The 20,862-nt window shown below is 40.8% G+C and carries 19 protein-coding genes; 18 read left to right on the top strand and 1 reads right to left on the bottom strand.

The features are described 5' to 3' along the window. The 6 genes from rlmN to spoVM all read left to right on the top strand — a co-directional run bounded on the left by rlmN (window position 1) and on the right by spoVM (window position 5,647). A complete protein-coding gene (gene rlmN / locus M3600_RS00695; RefSeq protein WP_233314440.1) occupies window positions 1-1,092 on the top strand; it encodes a dual-specificity RNA methyltransferase RlmN in 1,092 nt (363 codons plus the stop codon). Between the two features lie 6 nt (window positions 1,093-1,098). After that, window positions 1,099-1,857 (top strand): Stp1/IreP family PP2C-type Ser/Thr phosphatase, encoded by a 759-nt coding sequence (locus M3600_RS00690; protein ID WP_282581425.1) that lies wholly within the window; start codon window positions 1,099-1,101, stop codon window positions 1,855-1,857. Then, complete coding sequence (gene pknB / locus M3600_RS00685) at window positions 1,854-3,848, top strand: Stk1 family PASTA domain-containing Ser/Thr kinase (RefSeq protein WP_233314439.1); 1,995 nt, start codon at window positions 1,854-1,856, stop codon at window positions 3,846-3,848. Before M3600_RS00690 ends, pknB begins: the two co-directional genes overlap by 4 nt. Window positions 3,849-3,863: 15 nt before the next feature. Then, on the top strand, window positions 3,864-4,748 hold the full coding sequence (gene rsgA, locus M3600_RS00680) for a ribosome small subunit-dependent GTPase A (RefSeq protein ID WP_233314438.1): 885 nt from the start codon (window positions 3,864-3,866) through the stop codon (window positions 4,746-4,748). Between the two features lie 68 nt (window positions 4,749-4,816). Next, window positions 4,817-5,464: a thiamine diphosphokinase gene (locus M3600_RS00675; protein WP_233314437.1), complete on the top strand. Its 648-nt coding sequence runs from the start codon at window positions 4,817-4,819 to the stop codon at window positions 5,462-5,464. 102 nt (window positions 5,465-5,566) lie between these two features. Then, entirely contained in the window at window positions 5,567-5,647 is an 81-nt protein-coding gene (gene spoVM, locus M3600_RS00670) for a stage V sporulation protein SpoVM (protein WP_032088878.1), read from the top strand. Window positions 5,648-5,791: 144 nt separating this feature from the next. On the opposite strand, the gene rpmB is transcribed toward spoVM, so the two are convergent. Beyond that, window positions 5,792-5,980 carry a 50S ribosomal protein L28 gene (rpmB, locus tag M3600_RS00665; RefSeq protein ID WP_066393509.1) on the bottom strand — a complete coding sequence of 63 codons (189 nt, stop codon included), beginning with the start codon at window positions 5,978-5,980 and terminating at the stop codon, window positions 5,792-5,794. A gap of 439 nt (window positions 5,981-6,419) precedes the next feature. Here rpmB and M3600_RS00660 point away from each other — a divergent pair, with 439 nt between their 5' ends. From M3600_RS00660 to smc, 12 genes are all read left to right on the top strand, one after another. Continuing rightward, the gene (locus M3600_RS00660) at window positions 6,420-6,782 is read left to right on the top strand and encodes an Asp23/Gls24 family envelope stress response protein (RefSeq protein WP_233314436.1); all 363 of its coding nucleotides are present in this window, start codon (window positions 6,420-6,422) and stop codon (window positions 6,780-6,782) included. A gap of 16 nt (window positions 6,783-6,798) precedes the next feature. Beyond that, window positions 6,799-8,478 (top strand): DAK2 domain-containing protein, encoded by a 1,680-nt coding sequence (locus tag M3600_RS00655; protein WP_233314435.1) that lies wholly within the window; start codon window positions 6,799-6,801, stop codon window positions 8,476-8,478. A 207-nt stretch (window positions 8,479-8,685) separates the two neighbouring features. Continuing rightward, window positions 8,686-9,348 (top strand): L-serine ammonia-lyase, iron-sulfur-dependent subunit beta, encoded by a 663-nt coding sequence (sdaAB, locus tag M3600_RS00650; RefSeq protein WP_251644592.1) that lies wholly within the window; start codon window positions 8,686-8,688, stop codon window positions 9,346-9,348. A gap of 16 nt (window positions 9,349-9,364) precedes the next feature. Beyond that, window positions 9,365-10,249, top strand: coding sequence for an L-serine ammonia-lyase, iron-sulfur-dependent, subunit alpha (gene sdaAA, locus M3600_RS00645; protein WP_233314433.1), 885 nt, complete (start codon window positions 9,365-9,367; stop codon window positions 10,247-10,249). Further along, complete coding sequence (gene recG, locus M3600_RS00640; RefSeq protein ID WP_251644591.1) at window positions 10,246-12,294, top strand: ATP-dependent DNA helicase RecG; 2,049 nt, start codon at window positions 10,246-10,248, stop codon at window positions 12,292-12,294. Before sdaAA ends, recG begins: the two co-directional genes overlap by 4 nt. Window positions 12,295-12,403: 109 nt before the next feature. Further along, complete coding sequence (gene fapR, locus M3600_RS00635) at window positions 12,404-12,970, top strand: transcription factor FapR (protein ID WP_233314431.1); 567 nt, start codon at window positions 12,404-12,406, stop codon at window positions 12,968-12,970. A gap of 15 nt (window positions 12,971-12,985) precedes the next feature. Continuing rightward, window positions 12,986-13,972 (top strand): phosphate acyltransferase PlsX, encoded by a 987-nt coding sequence (plsX, locus tag M3600_RS00630; RefSeq protein WP_233314430.1) that lies wholly within the window; start codon window positions 12,986-12,988, stop codon window positions 13,970-13,972. A 40-nt stretch (window positions 13,973-14,012) separates the two neighbouring features. Further along, entirely contained in the window at window positions 14,013-14,957 is a 945-nt protein-coding gene (gene fabD, locus M3600_RS00625) for an ACP S-malonyltransferase (protein ID WP_233314429.1), read from the top strand. Window position 14,958: 1 nt separating this feature from the next. Then, a complete protein-coding gene (fabG, locus tag M3600_RS00620; protein ID WP_233314428.1) occupies window positions 14,959-15,702 on the top strand; it encodes a 3-oxoacyl-[acyl-carrier-protein] reductase in 744 nt (247 codons plus the stop codon). A 151-nt stretch (window positions 15,703-15,853) separates the two neighbouring features. Further along, the gene (locus M3600_RS00615) at window positions 15,854-16,084 is read left to right on the top strand and encodes an acyl carrier protein (RefSeq protein ID WP_185766980.1); all 231 of its coding nucleotides are present in this window, start codon (window positions 15,854-15,856) and stop codon (window positions 16,082-16,084) included. A gap of 323 nt (window positions 16,085-16,407) precedes the next feature. Next, a complete protein-coding gene (gene rnc, locus M3600_RS00610) occupies window positions 16,408-17,160 on the top strand; it encodes a ribonuclease III (RefSeq protein ID WP_233314427.1) in 753 nt (250 codons plus the stop codon). A 112-nt stretch (window positions 17,161-17,272) separates the two neighbouring features. Beyond that, a complete protein-coding gene (smc, locus tag M3600_RS00605) occupies window positions 17,273-20,839 on the top strand; it encodes a chromosome segregation protein SMC (protein WP_233314426.1) in 3,567 nt (1,188 codons plus the stop codon). The last annotated feature ends 23 nt before the right edge of the window (window positions 20,840-20,862 follow it).

Here is a 20,862-nt window from a genome sequence, read left to right as displayed (position 1 = left end):
ATGGAACAAGTAAAATCATCAAGAAGAAAACAAACAGCAGAACCGACAATCCCATCCATCTACTCTTTGCAATTGGACGAGTTGAGAGAATGGTTAAAAGAGCATAATGAAAAAGCGTTTAGAGCAGAACAAATCTTTGAATGGCTTTATAAAAAAAGGGTTACTTCCTTTGAAGATATGTCTAACTTGTCGAAAAATCTCCGTTTGCTTTTAGAAGAGAATTTCACAATTACAACATTAAAAACGATTATTGAACAAACATCAAGTGATGGTACTATTAAATTTTTATTTGAACTTCATGATGGATATTCCATTGAAACAGTTTTAATGAGACATGATTATGGTAATTCTGTATGTGTAACGACACAAGTCGGCTGCCGTATCGGCTGTACATTCTGTGCTTCTACCCTTGGTGGATTAAAAAGAAACCTAGAAGCAGGAGAAATTGTTGCTCAAGTCGTAAAAGTACAGCAAGCCCTTGATAAATTGGATGAGCGTGTAAGCTCTGTCGTAATCATGGGAATTGGTGAGCCTTTTGATAACTTCAACAGCATGCTCAGCTTCTTAAAAATCATTAACCATGATAAAGCATTAAATATCGGTGCTAGACATATCACGGTTTCGACAAGTGGTATCATTCCGAAGATCTATGAATTTGCCGACCAGAACATGCAAATCAACTTTGCCGTTTCTCTGCATGCTCCAAATACGGAAATTAGAAGCAGACTTATGCCAATCAACAGAGCGTATAAGCTTCCTGAATTAATGGATGCTATCCGTTATTATATTAATAAAACAGGACGAAGAGTAAGCTTTGAGTATGGTTTATTCGGAAATGTTAATGACCAGGTAGAACATGCGGAAGAATTGGCTAAACTTGTAAAAGGGGTTAAATGCCACGTGAATCTAATACCTGTTAACTATGTTCCAGAACGCGATTATGTTCGCACACCAAGAGATCAAATTTTCTTGTTTGAGAAAACGTTAAAAGACCGTGGTGTAAATGTAACAATCCGCAGAGAACAAGGTTCAGACATTGATGCTGCTTGCGGCCAGCTTCGCGCGAAGGAGAGACAAGAAGAGACGAGGTGATAACTTTTGAGTCAAATATTCATGACAGATAAAGGGAAAGTCAGACAGCATAATGAAGATAGTGGAGCGATTTGCTTCAACAAAGCCGGACAGCGCCTTGCCATCGTAGCCGATGGTATGGGCGGCCACCGTGCTGGTGATGTTGCAAGCCGTTTAACTGTTGAAAATCTAGCTAACTTTTGGGAGAATGCGGAAGCAATCATAACAGCAGATGCAGCTGAAAACTGGTTAAAATCGCATATTCTTGAAGTCAACAAGATTGTTTTGCGTTATGCCCAAGAAAACCCGGAATGTGATGGGATGGGGACAACGATTATAGCTGTTATCAGTACAGACAGTTTTTCTACGATTGCCCATGTCGGCGACAGCCGCTGTTATCTCTATAACGAGGACGGCTTTAAGCAGCTTACAGAGGACCATTCCCTTGTGAATGAGCTAGTAAGGATGGGACAGATCACGAAGGAGGATGCTGAGCATCATCCGCGAAAAAATGTTGTGCTGCGGGCGCTAGGCACAGATGAGCAGCTTGACATAGACGTGATTACGATTGTTTTTGAACAGGGAGATGTTATTTTCATTTGTTCGGACGGCTTATCTAATAAAGTGGGAGACGAGGAGATTAAGGAAGTGCTTGGAGCTCCAGAAACTTTAGAACGAAAGGCTGAGTATTTAATTGAAACAGCCAATAAAAATGGCGGCGAAGATAATATAACAGTCATTATCCTTGAATTTTTTGACGGTAATAAAGCAGGTGAAGCAAGATGATGATAGGCAAAAGGATAAGTGGTCGCTATAAGATAATTGATATGATCGGCGGCGGGGGAATGGCCAATGTTTATCTTGCCCATGATATGATTCTTGACCGTGATGTAGCAGTGAAAATGCTGCGTCTGGATTTCGTCAATGATGAAGAATTTATCCGTCGTTTTCACAGAGAAGCACAATCGGCCACCAGTTTGGCTCATCCGAATATCGTCAATATTTATGATGTCGGCGAAGAAGGAAACATCTATTACATTGTCATGGAATATGTGGCAGGAGACACCTTAAAACAATACATACAAAAACATTCTCCCGTGCCTATTGAAACAGCATTAGATATCATGAGACAGCTGACATCCGGAATTTCTCATGCCCATCAAAACAATATTGTCCACAGGGATATAAAGCCCCATAATATTTTAATTGATAACCATGGCAATGTTAAAATCACAGATTTTGGCATAGCGATGGCATTGAGTGCAACGAGCATTACGCAGACAAACTCGGTACTCGGATCTGTCCATTATTTATCACCAGAACAGGCGCGAGGCGGGATGGCCAATAAAAAGTCGGATATATATTCACTGGGGATAGTCATGTTTGAGCTGCTGACAGGAAGACTGCCGTTTTCAGGCGAATCAGCAGTTTCCATCGCCTTGAAGCATCTCCAGTCAGAAACGCCGAGTGTCAGGAGATGGAACAGTGAGGTTCCGCAAAGTGTGGAGAACATTGTCTTAAAAGCAACTGCAAAAGATCCATTCCACCGCTACAGCAGCATGGAAGAAATGCAAGAGGATTTGCGGACAGCACTTGACCCGGAACGGATAAATGAACCGAAATTTCATGTCCCGGTGGATGATGAAGCAACGAAAGCTATTCCGATTATTACCGATGACCGCAGCTTTCCTAACTTAGACGAAACAATTGTACATGCGAAGGAAGAAAAGCATGCAAAGGAAGAACCGAAGGAGAAGGCAGGCAAAGAGAAAAAGCAAAAAAAGCCGAAAAAGAAAGGGAAAAAGCTGACGATTGCGTTAGTTTCTACATTTTTGGTTTTAGTTATTCTCGCCATACTGACAATCACACTTTTTCCGGCCATTTACATTCCTGAGGAAGTTGCGGTCCCTGATGTTGCAGGTTCGACAAAAGATGAAGCAATATCAGAACTCGAAGCAGCTGGTTTTAAAATCGGAGAAATCAAGACACTAAATGATGAAGAAGTGGATGCAGGTTCTATAATCCGCACAGCACCGAAAGCAGGCAATAATGCGAAACAAGGTGCATCAATCACCCTTTATGAAAGCTTAGGGAAAGAGAAGTATGAACTGGATGATTACGTCGGCAGGGAATATGAAGATGTTGTGAAGCTGTTGGAAAAGCAGGGCTTTAAGAACATCAGCAAAGTGGAGGAATTCGATGAATCACAGCCTTCTGGAACTATCCTTGAACAAGATTTTGAAAAAGGAGACGAAGTCGTTCCGGAAGATGCTGAGTTAGAATTTACGATCAGCAAAGGAGCACAGTTTATTAAACTGACAGATTTGGCTGGTTATACAAAAAAAGAAGTCAATGATTATATTGATGAACAAGATTTAGCGGTGACCTTCACGGAGGAATACAGCGACACCGTCGATGAAGGAAAAGTCATTTCTCAAACACCGGCAGCGGGTACAAATGTGCGGATTAGCGCACAAGTTTCTGTTGTGCTTTCAAAGGGTAAGGAAGAAGTGCCCCCTAAAGAAGTAACACAGGAAATCACGATACCATTTGAACCGACTGAAATGACAGAAGACGGACAGCCGAAAGCGCAAGAAGTAAAAATATATATTGGCGATTTGGAAAATAATATGACAGAGCCAATAGATACCTTTTCTATAACGGAAACGACAAAAAAGACAATTACACTAAGAATTCCAGAAGGCGGAAAGGGCTACTATCGCGTGTTTCGTGATCAAAGTGTCATCATTGATGAAGAAGTGCCATATCCAGGTTAAGGAGCGTTATAATCTATGCCAGAAGGCAAAATCATTAAAGCATTAAGCGGTTTTTATTATGTGATTAGCGATGGAGAGATTACACAGTGCCGAGGCAGGGGTGTATTCCGCAAGAATAAAATCACCCCATTAGTAGGCGACGAAGTAGTATTTCAGGCAGAGAATGTGACAGATGGTTATATTTTGGAGGTAAAGGAGCGCAAGAATGAACTGATTCGGCCCCCGATTACCAATGTTGATCAGGCAATACTTGTATTTTCCAGTGTGGAGCCTGATTTCAGCACTGCATTGCTGGATCGTTTTCTTGCATTAGTCGAATTCAACCGGATTGATCCTGTTATTTGTATCACAAAGATGGATTTGACGAGTGAGGAAGAAGCAAACAGGATGAAAGAATATGCTGCTTACTATGAGCAAGTCGGCTATAAGGTCATCCTTACTTCTTCTGAAACAGAGCAGGGTATTGAAACACTGCTCCCTGAACTAAGTGGAAAAATATCCGTATTTGCAGGCCAATCAGGTGTTGGCAAGTCGTCTCTTTTAAATGCAATCCGTCCAGATTTAAGTTTAAAAACAGATGAAATATCATCCCATTTAGGAAGGGGTAAACACACTACCCGCCATGTGGAGCTCATAACTGTCGGAGATGCTCTAGTAGCAGATACGCCGGGCTTTAGTTCCTTAGAGTTTGAGGATGAAATGGAGCTGGAGGATTTAAATTATTGTTTCCCTGAAATAGAAAGCACAAGCGCAGCTTGCAAGTTTAGAGGCTGCTTGCATCTGTCTGAGCCGAAATGTGCTGTTAAGGCGGCAGTCGACGCTGGTAATATTCAAGAGTACCGCTATGAGCATTATAAAGACTTCTTGCAAGAACTAAAAGACAGGAAGCCGAAATATTAATCAAATTAATAAAGAGCATGGATGTAATTCCCATGCTCTTTTTTTGCTAACTAAAGGGAGGAACTAACGTGAAAATTAATATTATGGCAGGCGGTCCAGCCGGTCTAATACCGTCATTGCCTGGATATATGGAAGATAACAGCAAATGGGTAGGTGTGGACAGGGGAGCTCTATATTTAGTGGAAAGAGATATTCCTATCTTTGCATCGTTTGGCGATTTTGACTCTGTAACAGATGCCGAAAGACAACGGATTAGCAGCCATTCACATGAGTTAAAAACCTTTAAGCCGGAAAAGGATGAAACAGATATGGAACTTGCAATCAACTGGGCTATAAGCTTCGGTGCGTCCACTATAAGGCTATTTGGAGCAACTGGAGGGAGATTAGACCATACGATTGCGAATCTCCAGTTATTGCTTAAGTATTTAACCGAGCATCCTGATGTAACGATTGAAATAATAGATAAGAAAAATATCGTCACAATAGTCAATGCAGGCACTTATAAATTAAAAAGAGAGGAAAGCCGCCGCTATGTGTCTTTTTTTCCGTACGGATCTGAAATAACTGGTCTAACTTTACAAGGCTTCAAATATCCTTTAAATGATAGGGATCTTCCTGTCAGCAGCACATTGTGTATCAGCAATGAAATTATTGAGGATTATGGTACTTTTTCATTTGCGAGCGGCATATTAATGGTGGTAAGGAGTCATGATTAATGATGGAAAAAATATGTACTCATTTTGGATTTTTTGAATAGCATGTAGTGTGTTGTAGCGAGTTTGCGGTTTTTTGCTAATGTTGAAGGAGGGACGGTATTCATGAGATTTTATACCATTAAATTGCCTAAGTTTTTAGGCGGGCTTGTCCGTGCAATGTTAGGAACATTCAAAAAAGAATAAACACCAGTATGGGAAGCATTTCTTTTTTGTACAGACAACCTTTCATTTTTAGATTAGTGTTGTCTGTACAAAATAGACCGACTTCATTTGAAAATTTAGACAAAAATAAAAAAGGACAGCAATGTGTCCTTTTTTATTTTCGCATTATACGCGTTCAACTTTACCAGATTTAAGAGCTCTAGCAGAAACCCAAACACGTTTAGGTTTACCGTCTACTAAAATACGAACCTTTTGAAGGTTTGCTCCCCAAGTACGCTTGTTAGCATTCATCGCATGGGAACGAGCATTACCTGTAGTTGTTTTTTTACCAGTTACAACACATTTACGTGGCATGTATATTTCCCTCCTTATAACCAAAACTCATCATAAACGAGCTTTAAAAATTCATAGATAGCATTAATCTTGAGAAATATCCTAAATAGTCCTCACAAAGATACTTTAATAATTTATCATACAACGGACATGAATGCAATAGCTGTGATGGAAGGTTTCAAGAAAATTTCCTTGACATGTTTTTTACAGGGAGAAAAAAGCAGTGTGTATATTGTTGTAATCTAGTGAAACAATAGAAGAAAAAAATATAATTGGAGAGCGCGAAATCAGATTAAACAGACAAAAAAACGCTAAGTCTGTTGCATTAATTTCCAAATAGTAAAAGGCTGGAAAGCTTTTTATAGCCAGAAATAAAAGGTTTTCAACAATAGCTTTCAAAAAGCAGTGTGTTATAGTAAAATGTCATTAGTCAAGGAGCAATTCCAAAGGGGGAACACTCATGTCCATTGAACTAAAAACAAATTTCGGACAAATTGATATTTCAACAGAAGTAATCGCAACAATCGCAGGAGGAGCTGCTGTTGATTGTTATGGCATTGTTGGGATGGCATCAAAAAATCAAATTAAAGATGGATTAACAGATATTTTGCGAAAAGAAAACTTCACTCGCGGAGTTATGGTTCGAAAAGTAGATGATGAAGTGCATATTGATATGTATATAATTGTAAGTTACGGAACGAAAATTTCCGAGGTTGCGCACAATGTTCAATCTAAAGTGAAATATACACTCAATAAAACAGTTGGACTTGCCGTTGACTCGGTTAATATTTACGTTCAGGGAGTTCGTGTCACGAACCCGTAGTGAGGAGGAAATCTTAGTGACAATTACAGTCTTAGAAGGAAAGCGATTTGCCGAAATGGTAATCCAGGGAGCAAACCATTTATCCTCTAATGCTAATTATGTAGATGCGTTAAATGTTTTCCCAGTGCCCGATGGAGATACAGGAACAAATATGAACCTGTCGATGACATCTGGTGCAAAGGAAGTTCAAAATAATATTCAGTCCCACATCGGCAAAGTCGGAGTATCCCTTTCAAAGGGACTGCTTATGGGAGCCAGAGGGAATTCTGGTGTTATTCTTTCCCAATTATTCCGCGGCTTCTCAAAATCAATTGAACAAAAAGAGAGCATCACTGCGCAAGAGTTCGCAAATGCCCTCCAGTTCGGCGTGGAAACCGCTTATAAAGCAGTAATGAAGCCGGTTGAAGGAACGATTTTGACTGTTGCAAAAGATGCGGCGAAAAAAGCAGTTAAATCAGCAGAAAAGACAGATGATATCACAGAAGTTTTGACAGATGTTGTTACAGAAGCAAAAGCGTCTTTAAACAGAACACCTGAACTGCTGCCTGTGCTGAAAGAAGTTGGCGTTGTGGACAGCGGTGGCCAAGGTCTTGTTTTTGTCTATGAAGGCTTCTTGTCTGTCCTGACTGGAGAAGAGCTGCCAGAGACAGTACAGCAAACAGTTTCTATGAACGATCTTGTTAACGCTGAGCACCATAAAAATGTTCATGGCTTCATGAATACAGAAGATATCGAGTTTGGATACTGTACGGAATTCATGGTGCGTCTTGAAGAAGATAAACTGGAAGGCAAGCCGTTCTCAGAGGATCAATTCAGACAGGATTTAAGCAAATACGGCGATTCATTGCTAGTCATTGCAGATGATGAAGTTGTTAAGATACATATCCACTCCAATCTGCCAGGTGAAGTTCTAACGTTTGGGCAAAAATATGGAAATCTTATTAAGATGAAAATTGAGAACATGCGTGAACAGCACAGCAGCTTGGTTGAAGGATCAAAGGAATCCTTTGATGCTCCAACCCAAAAGCGTGAGGAGCTAAAAGAATACGGTATTGTTACTGTGTCTATGGGAAGCGGTATTGCTGACATGTTCCGCAGCATCGGGGCACATAGTGTCATTGAAGGCGGACAAACGATGAACCCGAGCACAGAAGATATTGTCAATGCTGTGAAAAAGGTTCATGCTAAAAAAGTGTTCATTCTGCCTAATAACAAAAATATCATCATGGCAGCAGAACAGGCAGCACAGGTTTTAGAGGAAGATGTTGCAGTTATTCCGTCTAAAACAGTGCCGCAAGGAATGTCCGCATTGCTTGCATTCAATCCGACAAGTGATATGGAGTCAAATAAAAAAGGTATGATTGCTGCGTTAGAGCATGTGAAAACAGGTCAAATAACGTATGCAGTCAGAGATACAACAATTGACGGACTTCAAATAGAAACAGGGGACTTCATGGGAATAGCAGATGGAAAGATTGTGGCTAAAGGCAAGGATAAAGCACAATCTGCTAAAGAGCTGCTTAGTACGATGATTGACGAAGATTCAGAAATACTGACAATCATCAAAGGGGAAGATGCCCTTGATGAAGAGTTAGAAGCAATCGTATCCTTTGTAGAAGATAAGTTTGAAGATGTAGAAGTGGAAATTCATGACGGTAAACAGCCGCTGTATTCCTTCATTTTCTCAGTCGAATAAACAAAAAAATAAAATCATGGTGATTTTTTCCACTGTTTAAAACAGTGGTTTTTTTGTGTTTAACGAATGAAATGGAAAAAGAAGAAATATCGGCGTAACTTGCATAACCTATGTTATTATATTAAAAGAATTTACGTTTTTTCGCGTTTGAATAATATAGATTGTTTGTTTTGTGTTCACGAGTCAGTTTAAGGGAGAGTTATTTATATGAAATATAAAAGCGTTTTTGATATTATTGGACCAGTAATGATCGGCCCGTCCAGTTCCCATACAGCAGGCGCGGCAAGAATTGGCCGGGTGGCAAGAAGCTTGTTTGAAAGACAGCCGAAATGGGTTGATGTACATCTGTATGGATCATTTGCTGAAACCTATAAGGGCCATGGAACAGACGTTGCCATCGTGGGAGGTATTCTTGATTTTGATACTTTTGATGAAAGAATAAAATCATCCCTTGAGTTGGCTGAGCAAAGGGGAATGAAGGTTCAGTTTCATGTAGAAGAGGCCATTCCGGAACATCCTAACACCGCAAGAATTCGTGTAGGCGATAATGACGGTGAACTGGAACTTGTCGGAATTTCAATCGGTGGTGGAAAGATTGAAATCACAGAACTTAATGGTTTTCAACTCAAGCTATCCGGGCATCATCCAGCCATTCTTGTTGTTCATAATGACAGGTTTGGTGCGATTGCTAAAGTGTCTAATGTTTTGGCAAAATATGAAATTAACATTGGGCATATGGAAGTAAGCCGGAAAGAAAAAGGAAAACTTGCCTTAATGACGATTGAGGTAGACCAAAATATAGAAGAAAAAATTCTGAAAGAAATAGAAGACCTTGAAGGAATGGAAAAGGTTACAAGAATTGTTGATTAAGCTAGGGGGAAGAACGATGTTTCGAAATGTAGCGGAACTTGTAGAGATGGCAAACACGCAAAATAAGCCCATCTCAGAAATAATGATTGAGCAAGAGATAGAAATTACAGGAAAAACAAGGGAACAAGTTATTGCCCAAATGGATACAAATTTAACAGTGATGGAGCAGGCAGTTGAACGAGGGCTTAACGGTGTTGTTTCCCATTCAGGCTTAACTGGCGGAGACGCAGTGCTTATGCAAGAGTATATAAATAAGGGCAACTTCCTGTCAGGTGAAGTAATCCTTGATGCTGTCAGCAAAGCGGTTGCAACAAATGAAGTGAACGCGGCAATGGGAATGATTTGTGCGACTCCGACAGCAGGCTCTGCTGGCGTTGTTCCAGGAACATTATTTGCAGTGAAAAACAAACTGAATCCAACTAGGGAGCAAATGCTTAACTTTTTATTTACATCAGGAGCATTCGGGTTTGTTGTTGCAAACAATGCGTCTATCTCTGGTGCAGCTGGAGGCTGCCAAGCGGAAGTCGGATCAGCTGCAGGTATGGCAGCGGCAGCTATTGTAGAAATGGCAGGAGGCACGCCAGAACAAAGCGCTAATGCGATGGCAATCACGTTAAAAAATATGCTTGGACTAGTATGTGACCCAGTTGCTGGACTAGTGGAAGTTCCATGTGTGAAAAGAAATGCAATGGGAGCAGCAAATGCGATGATAGCAGCAGATATGGCGCTTGCAGGAATTACAAGCAGAATTCCGTGTGATGAAGTTATCGATGCTATGTACCGCATTGGTCTAAGTATGCCGTCAAGCTTAAGAGAAACAGCGCAAGGAGGGTTGGCAGCAACACCAACTGGCCGGAGACTGGAAGCAGAAATCTTCGGTAATGCTGCAGCAGGAAAGTGAATAAAAATTTAAATCTTCCATTGGACCAGCTAAAAGGCGTCGGACCTGAGACAAGAAAACAGTTAGAAGACATGCGAATTCATACGATTTATGATTTGCTTGAATATTTCCCTTATCGTTATGAAGATTTTCGTGTCCGTAATCCAGAAGATATGAAGCATGAAGAAAAGGTGACAGTAGAAGGGAAGGTCCATAGTGAACCTTCCCTAATCTTTCACGGACGCAAAAAATCCCGATTAACGGTGAAAGTGCTAATAGGCAATGTTTTAATTAGTGCTGTCTTTTTTAACCAGCATTATTTAAAAAACAAGCTGGCTCTAGGAGAGCTGATTACCGTTACAGGTAAATGGGATCAGCACCGGCAAACAATAACGGCAACACATCTGCAAGTCGGCAGTAACCAAAAAGCCCAAGACTTTGAGCCTGTTTATACGGTAAGAGGAAGTATAACGGTTAAAGCTTTAAGGAAATACATTTCAGCAGCGCTCACTCAATTCGAGCAGGAAATAGAAGAAATTTTTCCAGATTCACTTTTAGCGAAATATAAGCTGATGAGAAGAAGTGACGCACAGCGAATCATCCACTTTCCGCCTAGTAGAGAAGAGTTAAAGCTTGCTAGAAGGCGGTTTGTTTACGAAGAATTCTTGCTGTTTCAATTAAAAATGCAGGCGTTGCGGAAGCACGAGCGCGAAAACTCGCAAGGAATGAAGCAGGAATATAAGCTTGATATGCTGATGGATTTCATTAACGGTCTGCCGTTTCCCCTTACGAGCGCACAAAAAAGGGTTGTAAATGAGATATTAAAAGATATGAAAAGTCATTACCGTATGAATCGGCTTTTACAGGGAGATGTAGGCTCTGGGAAGACGGTTGTAGCTGCCATCGTTTTGTATGCAACCATTCTTGCAGGTCATCAAGGTGCTTTAATGGTTCCAACTGAAATTTTGGCAGAGCAGCATGCAGAATCACTTACGTCCATGTTTTCAAAAGTAGGAATCCGAGTTGCTTTGCTGACAAGCTCTGTCAAAGGAAAAAAAAGACGAGAACTTTTAAGCGAGCTGAAAGAAGGAAATATACACATCTTAGTCGGCACGCATGCCCTTATACAAGACGATGTCGAATTTCAATCACTTGGTCTTGTTATTACAGATGAGCAGCATCGCTTCGGTGTTGAACAGCGCAGAGTGCTGAGAGAGAAAGGGTCAAGTCCAGATGTTCTCTTTATGACAGCGACACCGATTCCAAGAACGCTTGCGATTACAGCTTTTGGAGAAATGGATGTAAGTATTATTGATGAGATGCCGGCAGGGCGAAAAGCGATTGAAACATACTGGGTGAAACATGATATGCTGACACGAATACTGCAATTCATGGAGAAAGAGCTCTCCCAAGGAAGACAAGCATATGTCATTTGTCCGCTGATAGAAGAATCAGAGAAGCTGGATGTGCAAAATGCAATCGATGTGCATACAACATTGGCGACCTTTTTCCAAGGCCGTTATAAGGTTGGACTCATGCACGGCAAGCTTCCTGCAGTTGAAAAGGATGCCATTATGAAGGAATTCAGCGAAAATGAAACACAGATTCTTGTCAGCACAACAGTAGTCGAGGTTGGTGTAAATGTTCCAAATGCTACATTCATGCTCATTTATGATGCAGAAAGATTCGGTCTGTCACAGCTGCACCAACTTAGAGGCCGTGTCGGCCGGGGCGATGCTCAATCATATTGTGTGCTAATAGCAGATCCGAAAACGGATGTTGGAAAAGAACGAATGAAAATTATGACGGAAACAAACGACGGGTTTGTTTTGAGCGAAAAAGACTTGGAGCTTAGAGGCCCAGGTGACTTTTTTGGCAGGAAGCAAAGCGGTGTGCCAGAATTTAAGATGGCAGATATGGTTCATGACTATCGAGTTCTTGAAACAGCCAGAAATGACGCCGCTGTTCTTGTCGACTCGAAGGCGTTTTGGGAGTCTGATGAATACCGCATTTTAAGGGAGATGCTCGAGCGAACGGGAGTAATGTCAGGAGAAAAACTGGATTAAAACGAGAATGGAAGAAAGGCAGATTGCAAAGTTACAGCTTGCAATCTGCCTTTTATTTATTATATACTACTATTAGTACCTAGTCTTAATAGCGCGGACGGTGTTGCAGATGAGAAGAAGCAAAAAAGAACGGCAATCATTGTTAGTACAAACAATTAAAGAAACACCTTTCATTACAGATGAAGAATTGGCGGAAAAATTTTCGGTTAGTGTGCAGACAATCAGATTAGATCGTTTAGAATTATCCATTCCTGAGCTGAGGGAAAGGATAAAAACGGTTGCGACGAAGACACTAGAGGATGAAGTGAAATCATTGCCGATTGAAGAGGTAATCGGAGAAATTATAGATGTCGAATTAGACAGCAACGCTATATCTATGCTAGAAATCATGCCAGAGCATGTTTTCAAGCGGAACGGTATTGCCAGAGGGCATCATTTGTTTGCACAGGCGAATTCTTTAGCTGTTGCTTTAATAGATGATGACTTGGCTCTTACTGCTAAAGCTAATATCCACTTTACATCTTCTGTCAATTTAGGAGAACGTATCATCGCAAAAGCAAAAGTAACAAATATTGACGAGAAAAGTGGCAGAACAACAGTCGAAGTAAACAGTTATGTGCAGTCTGAACTTGTTTTTAAAGGTCATTTTGAAATGTACCGGTCAAAAAATAAATAACTGGGAGAAATTATTATGAGAATTGCGTTAGATGCAATGGGCGGAGATAACGCACCAAAGGAAATTGTCGCTGGTGCTATAAAAGCTGTTCAAGCTTTTCCAGATATCGAAATTCTGCTTGTTGGTGACGAAAAACAAATTAATCCCTTCTTGACGGAGAAAGAAAGAATATCTATTTTACATACGGAAGAACAAATACTTGCTACAGATGAACCTGCACGGGCAGTGCGAAGAAAGAAAAATGCCAGCATGGTTTTATGTGCAAATGAAGTAAAGGAACAAAAAGCCGATGCTTTTATTTCAGCAGGAAATACAGGCGCATTGATGGCAACAGGCCTTTTTGTCGTTGGCAGAATAAATGGCATTGAAAGACCAGCTTTAGCACCGACACTCCCAACGATAGGCGGAGATGGCTTTTTGCTACTTGACGTTGGTGCAAATGTAGATGCTAAACCGGAGCATCTTGTGCAATACGGGATAATGGGAAGTATCTATATGGAGAAAGCCCTTGGAATTGCCGAGCCGCGAGTTGGGCTTTTAAATATCGGAACAGAAGAGAAAAAAGGAAATGACTTAACGAAGAAAACCTTTGAAGAGTTAAAAAATGCCCCTATCAACTTTATCGGGAATGTTGAAGCAAGAGATTTGCTTGACGGTGTCTGTGATGTTGTTGTAACAGACGGATTTACTGGGAATATGGTCCTTAAGACTATTGAAGGAACAGCATTGTCCATGTTTAAGATGCTTAAAGAAGTAATGACAAGCAGTTTAAAGACAAAGCTTGCAGCAGGTGCAATGAAACCGGAGCTAAGGGGCTTGAAGAACAAGCTTGACTACTCTGAGTATGGCGGTGCAGCATTGTTTGGTCTTAACGCCCCTGTTATTAAAGCTCACGGATCTTCTGACAGCAACGCGATATACAACGCCATCAGACAGACAAGAGATGTTGTAAAGTCTGAAGTAATCGGCACTATCAAGACAACGATTGAAAATGAAGGGTAATGCTAAAACAAGCAAACCAGCATAGAAAGGAAAGATGGTAATGAGTAAAATAGCTTTTATGTTTCCAGGCCAAGGCTCCCAATCTGTTGGAATGGGCAAGGATTTAGCGGCAAATTTTGAACCTGCCGGTGAAATTTTTAAAAAAGCAGATGAAAGATTAGGTTTTTCTTTATCTTCCATTATCTTTGAAGGCCCTAAAGAAGAGCTGACATTAACACAAAATACACAGCCTGCATTGCTTACAGCAAGTACAGCACTGCTTGAGCACTTTAAAAAGCATGGAATTCAAGCAGATTTTGTAGCAGGTCACAGCCTAGGTGAATATTCTGCTTTAGTGGCTGCTAATGTTCTATCCTTTGAGGATGCAGTTTATGCTGTCCGCAAAAGAGGGGAATACATGCAGGAAGCAGTCCCGGCAGGACAAGGGGCAATGGCTGCAGTCTTGGGACTTGAGCGCGGTAAGTTAACAGAGGTTACAGAGGCTGTTTCAAGTGAAGGAAACGCAGTACAGCTTGCTAACCTGAATTGTCCAGGTCAAATCGTTATTTCTGGAACAGTTAAAGGTGTTGAGCTTGCTTCTGAACAAGCAAAAGCAGCTGGCGCAAAACGGGCGATACCGTTGGAAGTAAGCGGGCCTTTCCATTCTGAGTTAATGAAGCCTGCTGCGGAAAGATTCGCATCCGTCCTTGATGAACTGTCTATGAACGACGCAGAGATTCCTGTAATTGCAAACGTAACAGCAGCACCACTTTCCGCAAAAACAGAAATCAAAGAAAAATTAATCGAACAGCTTTATTCCTCTGTTCTATGGGAGGATTCTATCCAAAAAATGATAGAATTAGGTGTTGATACATTTATCGAGATTGGACCTGGGAAAGTGTTGGCAGGTTTAGTGAAGAAAATTGACCGGAATGTGCGCATTTATTCTGTGTATGATGAAGAAACTAGCAACAGTGTTGCAGCAGCGTTAAAAGGAGACGAATAATATGAAACTAGATGGTAAAACAGCGTTAGTAACAGGCGGGTCTAGAGGAATCGGCCGTGCGATTGCTTTAAAACTTGCGAAAGAAGGAGCTAACGTAGCTGTCAATTACGCAGGAAGTGCAGCTCTTGCTAATGAAGTTGTTGAGGAAATCAAACAGCTTGGCAAAGATGCGATTGCAATCCAATGCGATGTTTCAAACGGCGAATCTGTAGCTGAGATGATAAAAGAAACAATTGCTCACTTTGGAAGCCTGGACATTCTTGTGAACAATGCTGGTATTACAAGAGATAACCTTTTGATGCGCATGAAAGAATCAGAGTGGGATGATGTTATCAACACGAATTTGAAGGGCGTCTTCCATTGCACGAAGGGTGTTACAAGACAAATGATGAAGCAAAGAAAAGGAAGAATTATTAACATTACTTCCATTGTCGGTGTAACAGGTAATCCCGGGCAAGCAAACTACGTAGCAGCAAAAGCAGGAGTTATCGGCTTAACGAAAACAACTGCTAAAGAGCTTGCAGCACGAAATATTACTGTAAATGCAGTTGCACCTGGGTTCATCACAACAGATATGACGGATAAACTGCCAGAAGATGTGAAAAATGCGATGCTTTCGCAAATTCCCCTTGCGAAATTCGGCGATCCGGATGATATCGCAAATGCAGTTGTATTTTTAGCTTCTGATGAGAGCGGCTATATTACAGGGCAAACAATCCACATTGATGGCGGTATGTATATGTAATAAATTTGAAATATGCTGATATTAATAAAAATGATGCAATCAAGAAATACTTTAACGTAAAGCTTATTTCAGCATATTTTTCATTTGTAATAAAAAGAGCATTTATTATTTGCTCGAAATGCTCTATAATCATTGAGGGGAGGTGACTAGAATGTCAGATGTATTAGAACGCGTAACGAAAATCGTTGTTGATCGTCTTGGAGTTGAAGAGTCAGAAGTTAAGCCTGAAGCTTCTTTCAAAGATGACCTAGGAGCAGATTCTCTAGATGTAGTAGAACTTGTTATGGAACTTGAAGATGAGTTCGACATGGAGATTTCTGACGACGATGCTGAAAAGATTGTAACAGTAGGAGATGCTGTTAATTACATAGGTAATCGTTAATCCAACCAATAAAAGCTCCGTTAAATAGCGGGGCTTTTAGATTGCAAAAAAATAGGGAAACTAATGCTGTCGAAGTTTATTAAAATGTACAGCGCACTTTTGCATGGAACCTTATACAAGCCTCTGTTAGAAAAATGCTGGCAAATGGCTGAAAGTTAGTTTAAAATAATAAGGATTTCAAAAGCAAAAAGCGCATATAAAAGACAGCCTATCTGAAAGGAACGGCTTGGAGAGAAAAAACTTTCCAAGTTTCTTTGCGTTTTTTATCTGTTTTACTTAAACTTATTATTGATATGTAAACTTAGTGCTAAGGTGGAGGCAAAATGCGAGGCAACGGAAAAGATAAGAGACATACACGTCCAAATGATAAAAAATTAAAAGAATTGCAAGAAAATCTGGGCATCCAGTTTGAAAACGAAAAATTGTTAAAACAAGCATTTACTCATTCATCATATGTGAATGAGCATCGCAGAAAGCCTCATGAAGACAATGAAAGACTCGAATTTCTAGGAGATGCAGTATTAGAACTTACCGTTTCTCAATTCCTCTTTAAGAAATTCCCGATGATGAGCGAAGGTGAGCTGACGAAGCTGCGGGCAGCAATTGTTTGTGAACCGTCACTTGTTTCTTTTGCTAATGATCAATCGTTCGGCAAGTTTGTCTTGCTTGGCAAGGGAGAGGAAATGACAGGAGGGCGAGCTCGTCCAGCTCTTCTAGCGGATGTTTTTGAGGCATTTATCGGAGCTCTTTACCTGGATCAAGGACTGGAGCAGGTTGTTGTCTTCCTTGAGAAAGTCGTGTTTCCGAAGATTAATTCCGGTGCTTTTTCTCATGTGATGGATTTTAAGAGTCAGCTTCAGGAATTTGTTCAACGAGACGCAGTTGGGACTATTTCCTATCGAATTCTGCAAGAAAAAGGTCCTGCTCATAACAGGGAGTTCGTATCCCAAGTGTTCTTAAATGATATGGAGTTAGGAACTGGAACAGGACGCTCTAAAAAAGAAGCAGAACAGCATGCAGCACAGATGTCGTTAACTATGCTGAAGACAAAAGATGCTAAGACAGATAAAAACTGATAAAAGCACCTATAAGAAGAAAGCGAAATCACTGTTGATTCTTTGCTTTCTTAATAACCAAAGACAACTAGAGATGATGCAAAAAAGTAAAGGGGTTTAGGAGGTGAGGTAAGTGTTTTTAAAACGGTTGGATGTTGTTGGTTTTAAATCATTTGCTGATCGAATTGCAGTGGATTTTGTGCCAGGTGTGACCGCAGTGGTGGGACCAAATGGAAGCGGTAAAAGCAATATAACAGATGCAATTCGCTGGGTATTAGGAGAACAATCTGCCAAAAGCCTCAGAGGAAGTAAGATGGAAGATGTCATATTCTCGGGCAGTGATTCCAGAAAGGCAGTTAATTTTGCGGAAGTAACCTTAACACTTGAAAATGATGATCAGTTTCTCCCGCTAGACTATCACGAGGTGAGTGTAACCAGAAGGGTTTATCGCTCAGGGGAAAGCGAATATTTAATCAATAAGCAGTCCTGCAGGCTGAAAGATATTATTGAGTTATTTATGGACTCAGGGCTTGGAAGAGAAGCTTTTTCGATTATCAGCCAAGGGAAAGTGGAAGAAATCCTTAACAGCAAGGCAGAGGATCGCCGCTCCATCTTTGAAGAAGCTGCTGGTGTGCTTAAATATAAGACAAGAAAAAAGAAAGCAGAAGGCAAGCTTGTAGAAACACAAGAGAATCTAAACAGGGTGAATGATATTCTCCACGAGCTGGAAGGGCAAGTCGAGCCGCTGAAGATTCAAAGCTCTATGGCTAAGGAGTATCTTGACCATAAGGAAAATCTTGAACAAATTGAAGTAGCGCTAATGGTTCATGATATAGAGGAAGCTCATCAAAAGTTCGAAGCTATTTCAGCACAGCTTGAAGGATACAAGGAAAAAGAGCTCCAACTTCTTTCTATGCTGCAAAGCAAGGAAGCTAAGATGGAAGAATGGAAGAACGACGTTTCTGCATTGGATGAATCCATCAATGACCTTCAGCAAGTGCTGCTCCTTGTAAGTGAAGAACTGGAAAAGCTTGAAGGCAGAAAAGAAGTACTGAAAGAACGGAAAAAGAACGCTGCACAAAACAGAGGACAACTTGAAAAAAGCAAGGCAGAGCTGGAAGAGAAAGTATCTTTATTAAAGCAGCAAAAAGAGGAGCATCTTCTTTCAGTGACTCAGCTTAAGAGCGAAGCAACCCAGATTGAGGAAGAGCTAAAAGTCAACGAAAAGAAAATGCAGCTTTATAATGTTAATCTTGAAGAAAAAATTGAATCCTTGAAAAGTGATTATATCGAGTTGCTGAATGAACAAGCTGCCTCAAAAAACGAAAGCAGCTATATCACCCAGCAGCTGGAATCACAAACTCGGAAAACCTCTCTTCTAGATGAAGATAATGCAAAATTCACGTCGGAAAGAGCACGGATTGTGGCAGAGAAAGCCCGCATTACGGCAAGATTGGCTGAATTAGAAGCAGAATTGGCAAACAGTGCTGCTGGATACGAGCAAAAACAGCTAGCAGTGGATGAAATGAAGGCAAAAGTCCAAAAAATTGAAAAATCGCTGTATCAATCATACCAGTTCATTCAACAGGCGAAATCAAGAAAAGAGATGCTTGAGGAGCTTGAGGACGACTATGCTGGGTTTTTCCAAGGTGTTAAGGAAGTTCTTAAGGCAAGAGACAAGGCGCTTACTGGGATACATGGTGCTGTTGCAGAATTAATGAACGTTCCGAAAGAGTATAATGTCAGCATAGAAATTGCTTTAGGCGGTAGCATGCAGCATCTAGTTGTGGAAGCAGAACAGCATGCACGCCAGGCAATCGCCTATTTAAAGAAAAACGGCTACGGCAGAGCAACGTTTTTGCCAATGAGCATTATTAAGGGCAAAAAGCTGTCTGAATCTCAGCTTCGGTTAGTACAAGGCCATTCCTCCTTTATCGGAGTTGCAGCTGACTTAATTTCCTATGATTCAAAGTACCAAGACATTATGGGGAATTTATTAGGAAATGTCATTATCACAAAAGACTTAAAAGGCGCTAATGAAATGGCAAAGGCACTGCAATATAGGTCAAGATTTGTCACGCTAGAAGGGGAAATCGTTAATCCTGGGGGCTCCATGACAGGAGGAGCCATCAAGCAAAAGTCAGCGAGCATTCTTACACGTAAAGGTGAATTGGAAGACTTGAAGACAAAAATCTTTGAGATGGAAAAGACATCTTTAAAGTTGGAGGACCAGCTTAAAAAAGGGAAAAACACCACGCAAGAAGAAAGCGCAGCGTTAGAAGAACTGCGATTAAAGCAAGAGGATATCCGTTTCTCCATTCAATCCATTAAAGATGAACAGAGAGAGATTGAATTCGAAGAAAGAACAATGAATGAGAAGCTGTCCCAATATGATCGTAATAAGGCAGATTACCTTGATGAACAGCAAGCTTTAAAGGACAGGAAAATGCTTCTGAACGAAAAGCTTGGCGAGTTTGTGCAAAACATTCAAGCACTTGAGCAGGAGATTGCTCAATTGACCGAACAGAAAAATCAACAAAGCCAATCAAGAGAACAAGTTGCAGAGTCTATTGGCGAGTTGAGAGTAGCCTTCGCTGCAAAAAAAGAACAGCTTTCCAACGCAACAGAAAAGCTGGCTACGGTAACTTCTGATTTAGAAGAGTCAGAAGCTAAATGGCAGCTTGTGAAGGAAGACCTCGAGCTGCTGACATCTGAAATGACAGACAGTCATTCAGGTGAAGAGCATCTAGAGGATGCTGCTGAAAAAAAACAGCAGGAAAAGGCTGCTGCTATTCAGTTGATTGGCGAGCGCCGCGCAGAACGCCTGCAGCTCCAAATGCAGCTTGATGAACTCGATCTTGATGTAAAGGAAACACGCCGCATACACCGTGGTATGGTACAAGCTCTTAAAGACGAGGAAGTAAAATTAAACAGAATTGATGTAGAACTTGATTCAAGACTCACTAACTTAAGAGAAGAATACATGATGACATTTGAGGGAGCGAAGGAAGAGTATCCTCTAACAATGGAATTAGAAGATGCCCGTAAAAAAGTGAAGCTGATAAAGCTGGCTATGGAAGAGCTTGGAACAGTTAACCTTGGGGCGATAGAGGAATATGAAAGAATATCTGAAAGATATGATTTTCTTCTTGAGCAAAAGACCGACCTGGAAGAGGCAAAAGATACCCTTTACCAAGTAATTGACGAAATGGATGACGAAATGAAAAAACGGTTCCAGCAAACGTTCGAAGGAATTCAAGGCCATTTTGAAGGCGTGTTCCAGCGGTTGTTTGGCGGCGGTCATGCAGCATTGCGTTTGACAAATCCAGACGATTTACTGAACACAGGTGTAGAGATTGTCGCACAGCCTCCAGGGAAAAAATTGCAGAACTTAAGCTTGCTATCAGGCGGAGAAAGAGCCTTGACTGCAATTGCCTTGTTGTTTGCGATATTAAAGGTTCGTCCCGTGCCGTTTTGCATACTTGATGAAGTGGAAGCGGCCCTTGATGAAGCAAATGTATTCAGATTCAGTTCTTATCTGAAGTCTTACAGCAGTGAAACGCAATTCATTGTTATTACACACCGAAAAGGGACAATGGAAGAAGCAGATGTCCTATATGGTGTGACAATGCAAGAATCAGGCGTATCAAAGCTTGTTTCTGTTCGCTTAAGTGAAACAAGTGAGCTTGTTGCAACATAATCAATCAACTTTAAATGAGAAAG

Source organism: Niallia sp. MER 6, assembly GCF_023714395.1.
Classification (GTDB): domain Bacteria; phylum Bacillota; class Bacilli; order Bacillales; family Cytobacillaceae; genus Niallia.
The sequence above is the reverse complement of the archived record's forward strand: the minus strand, read 5'-3'. Positions and strand labels throughout refer to the sequence as shown.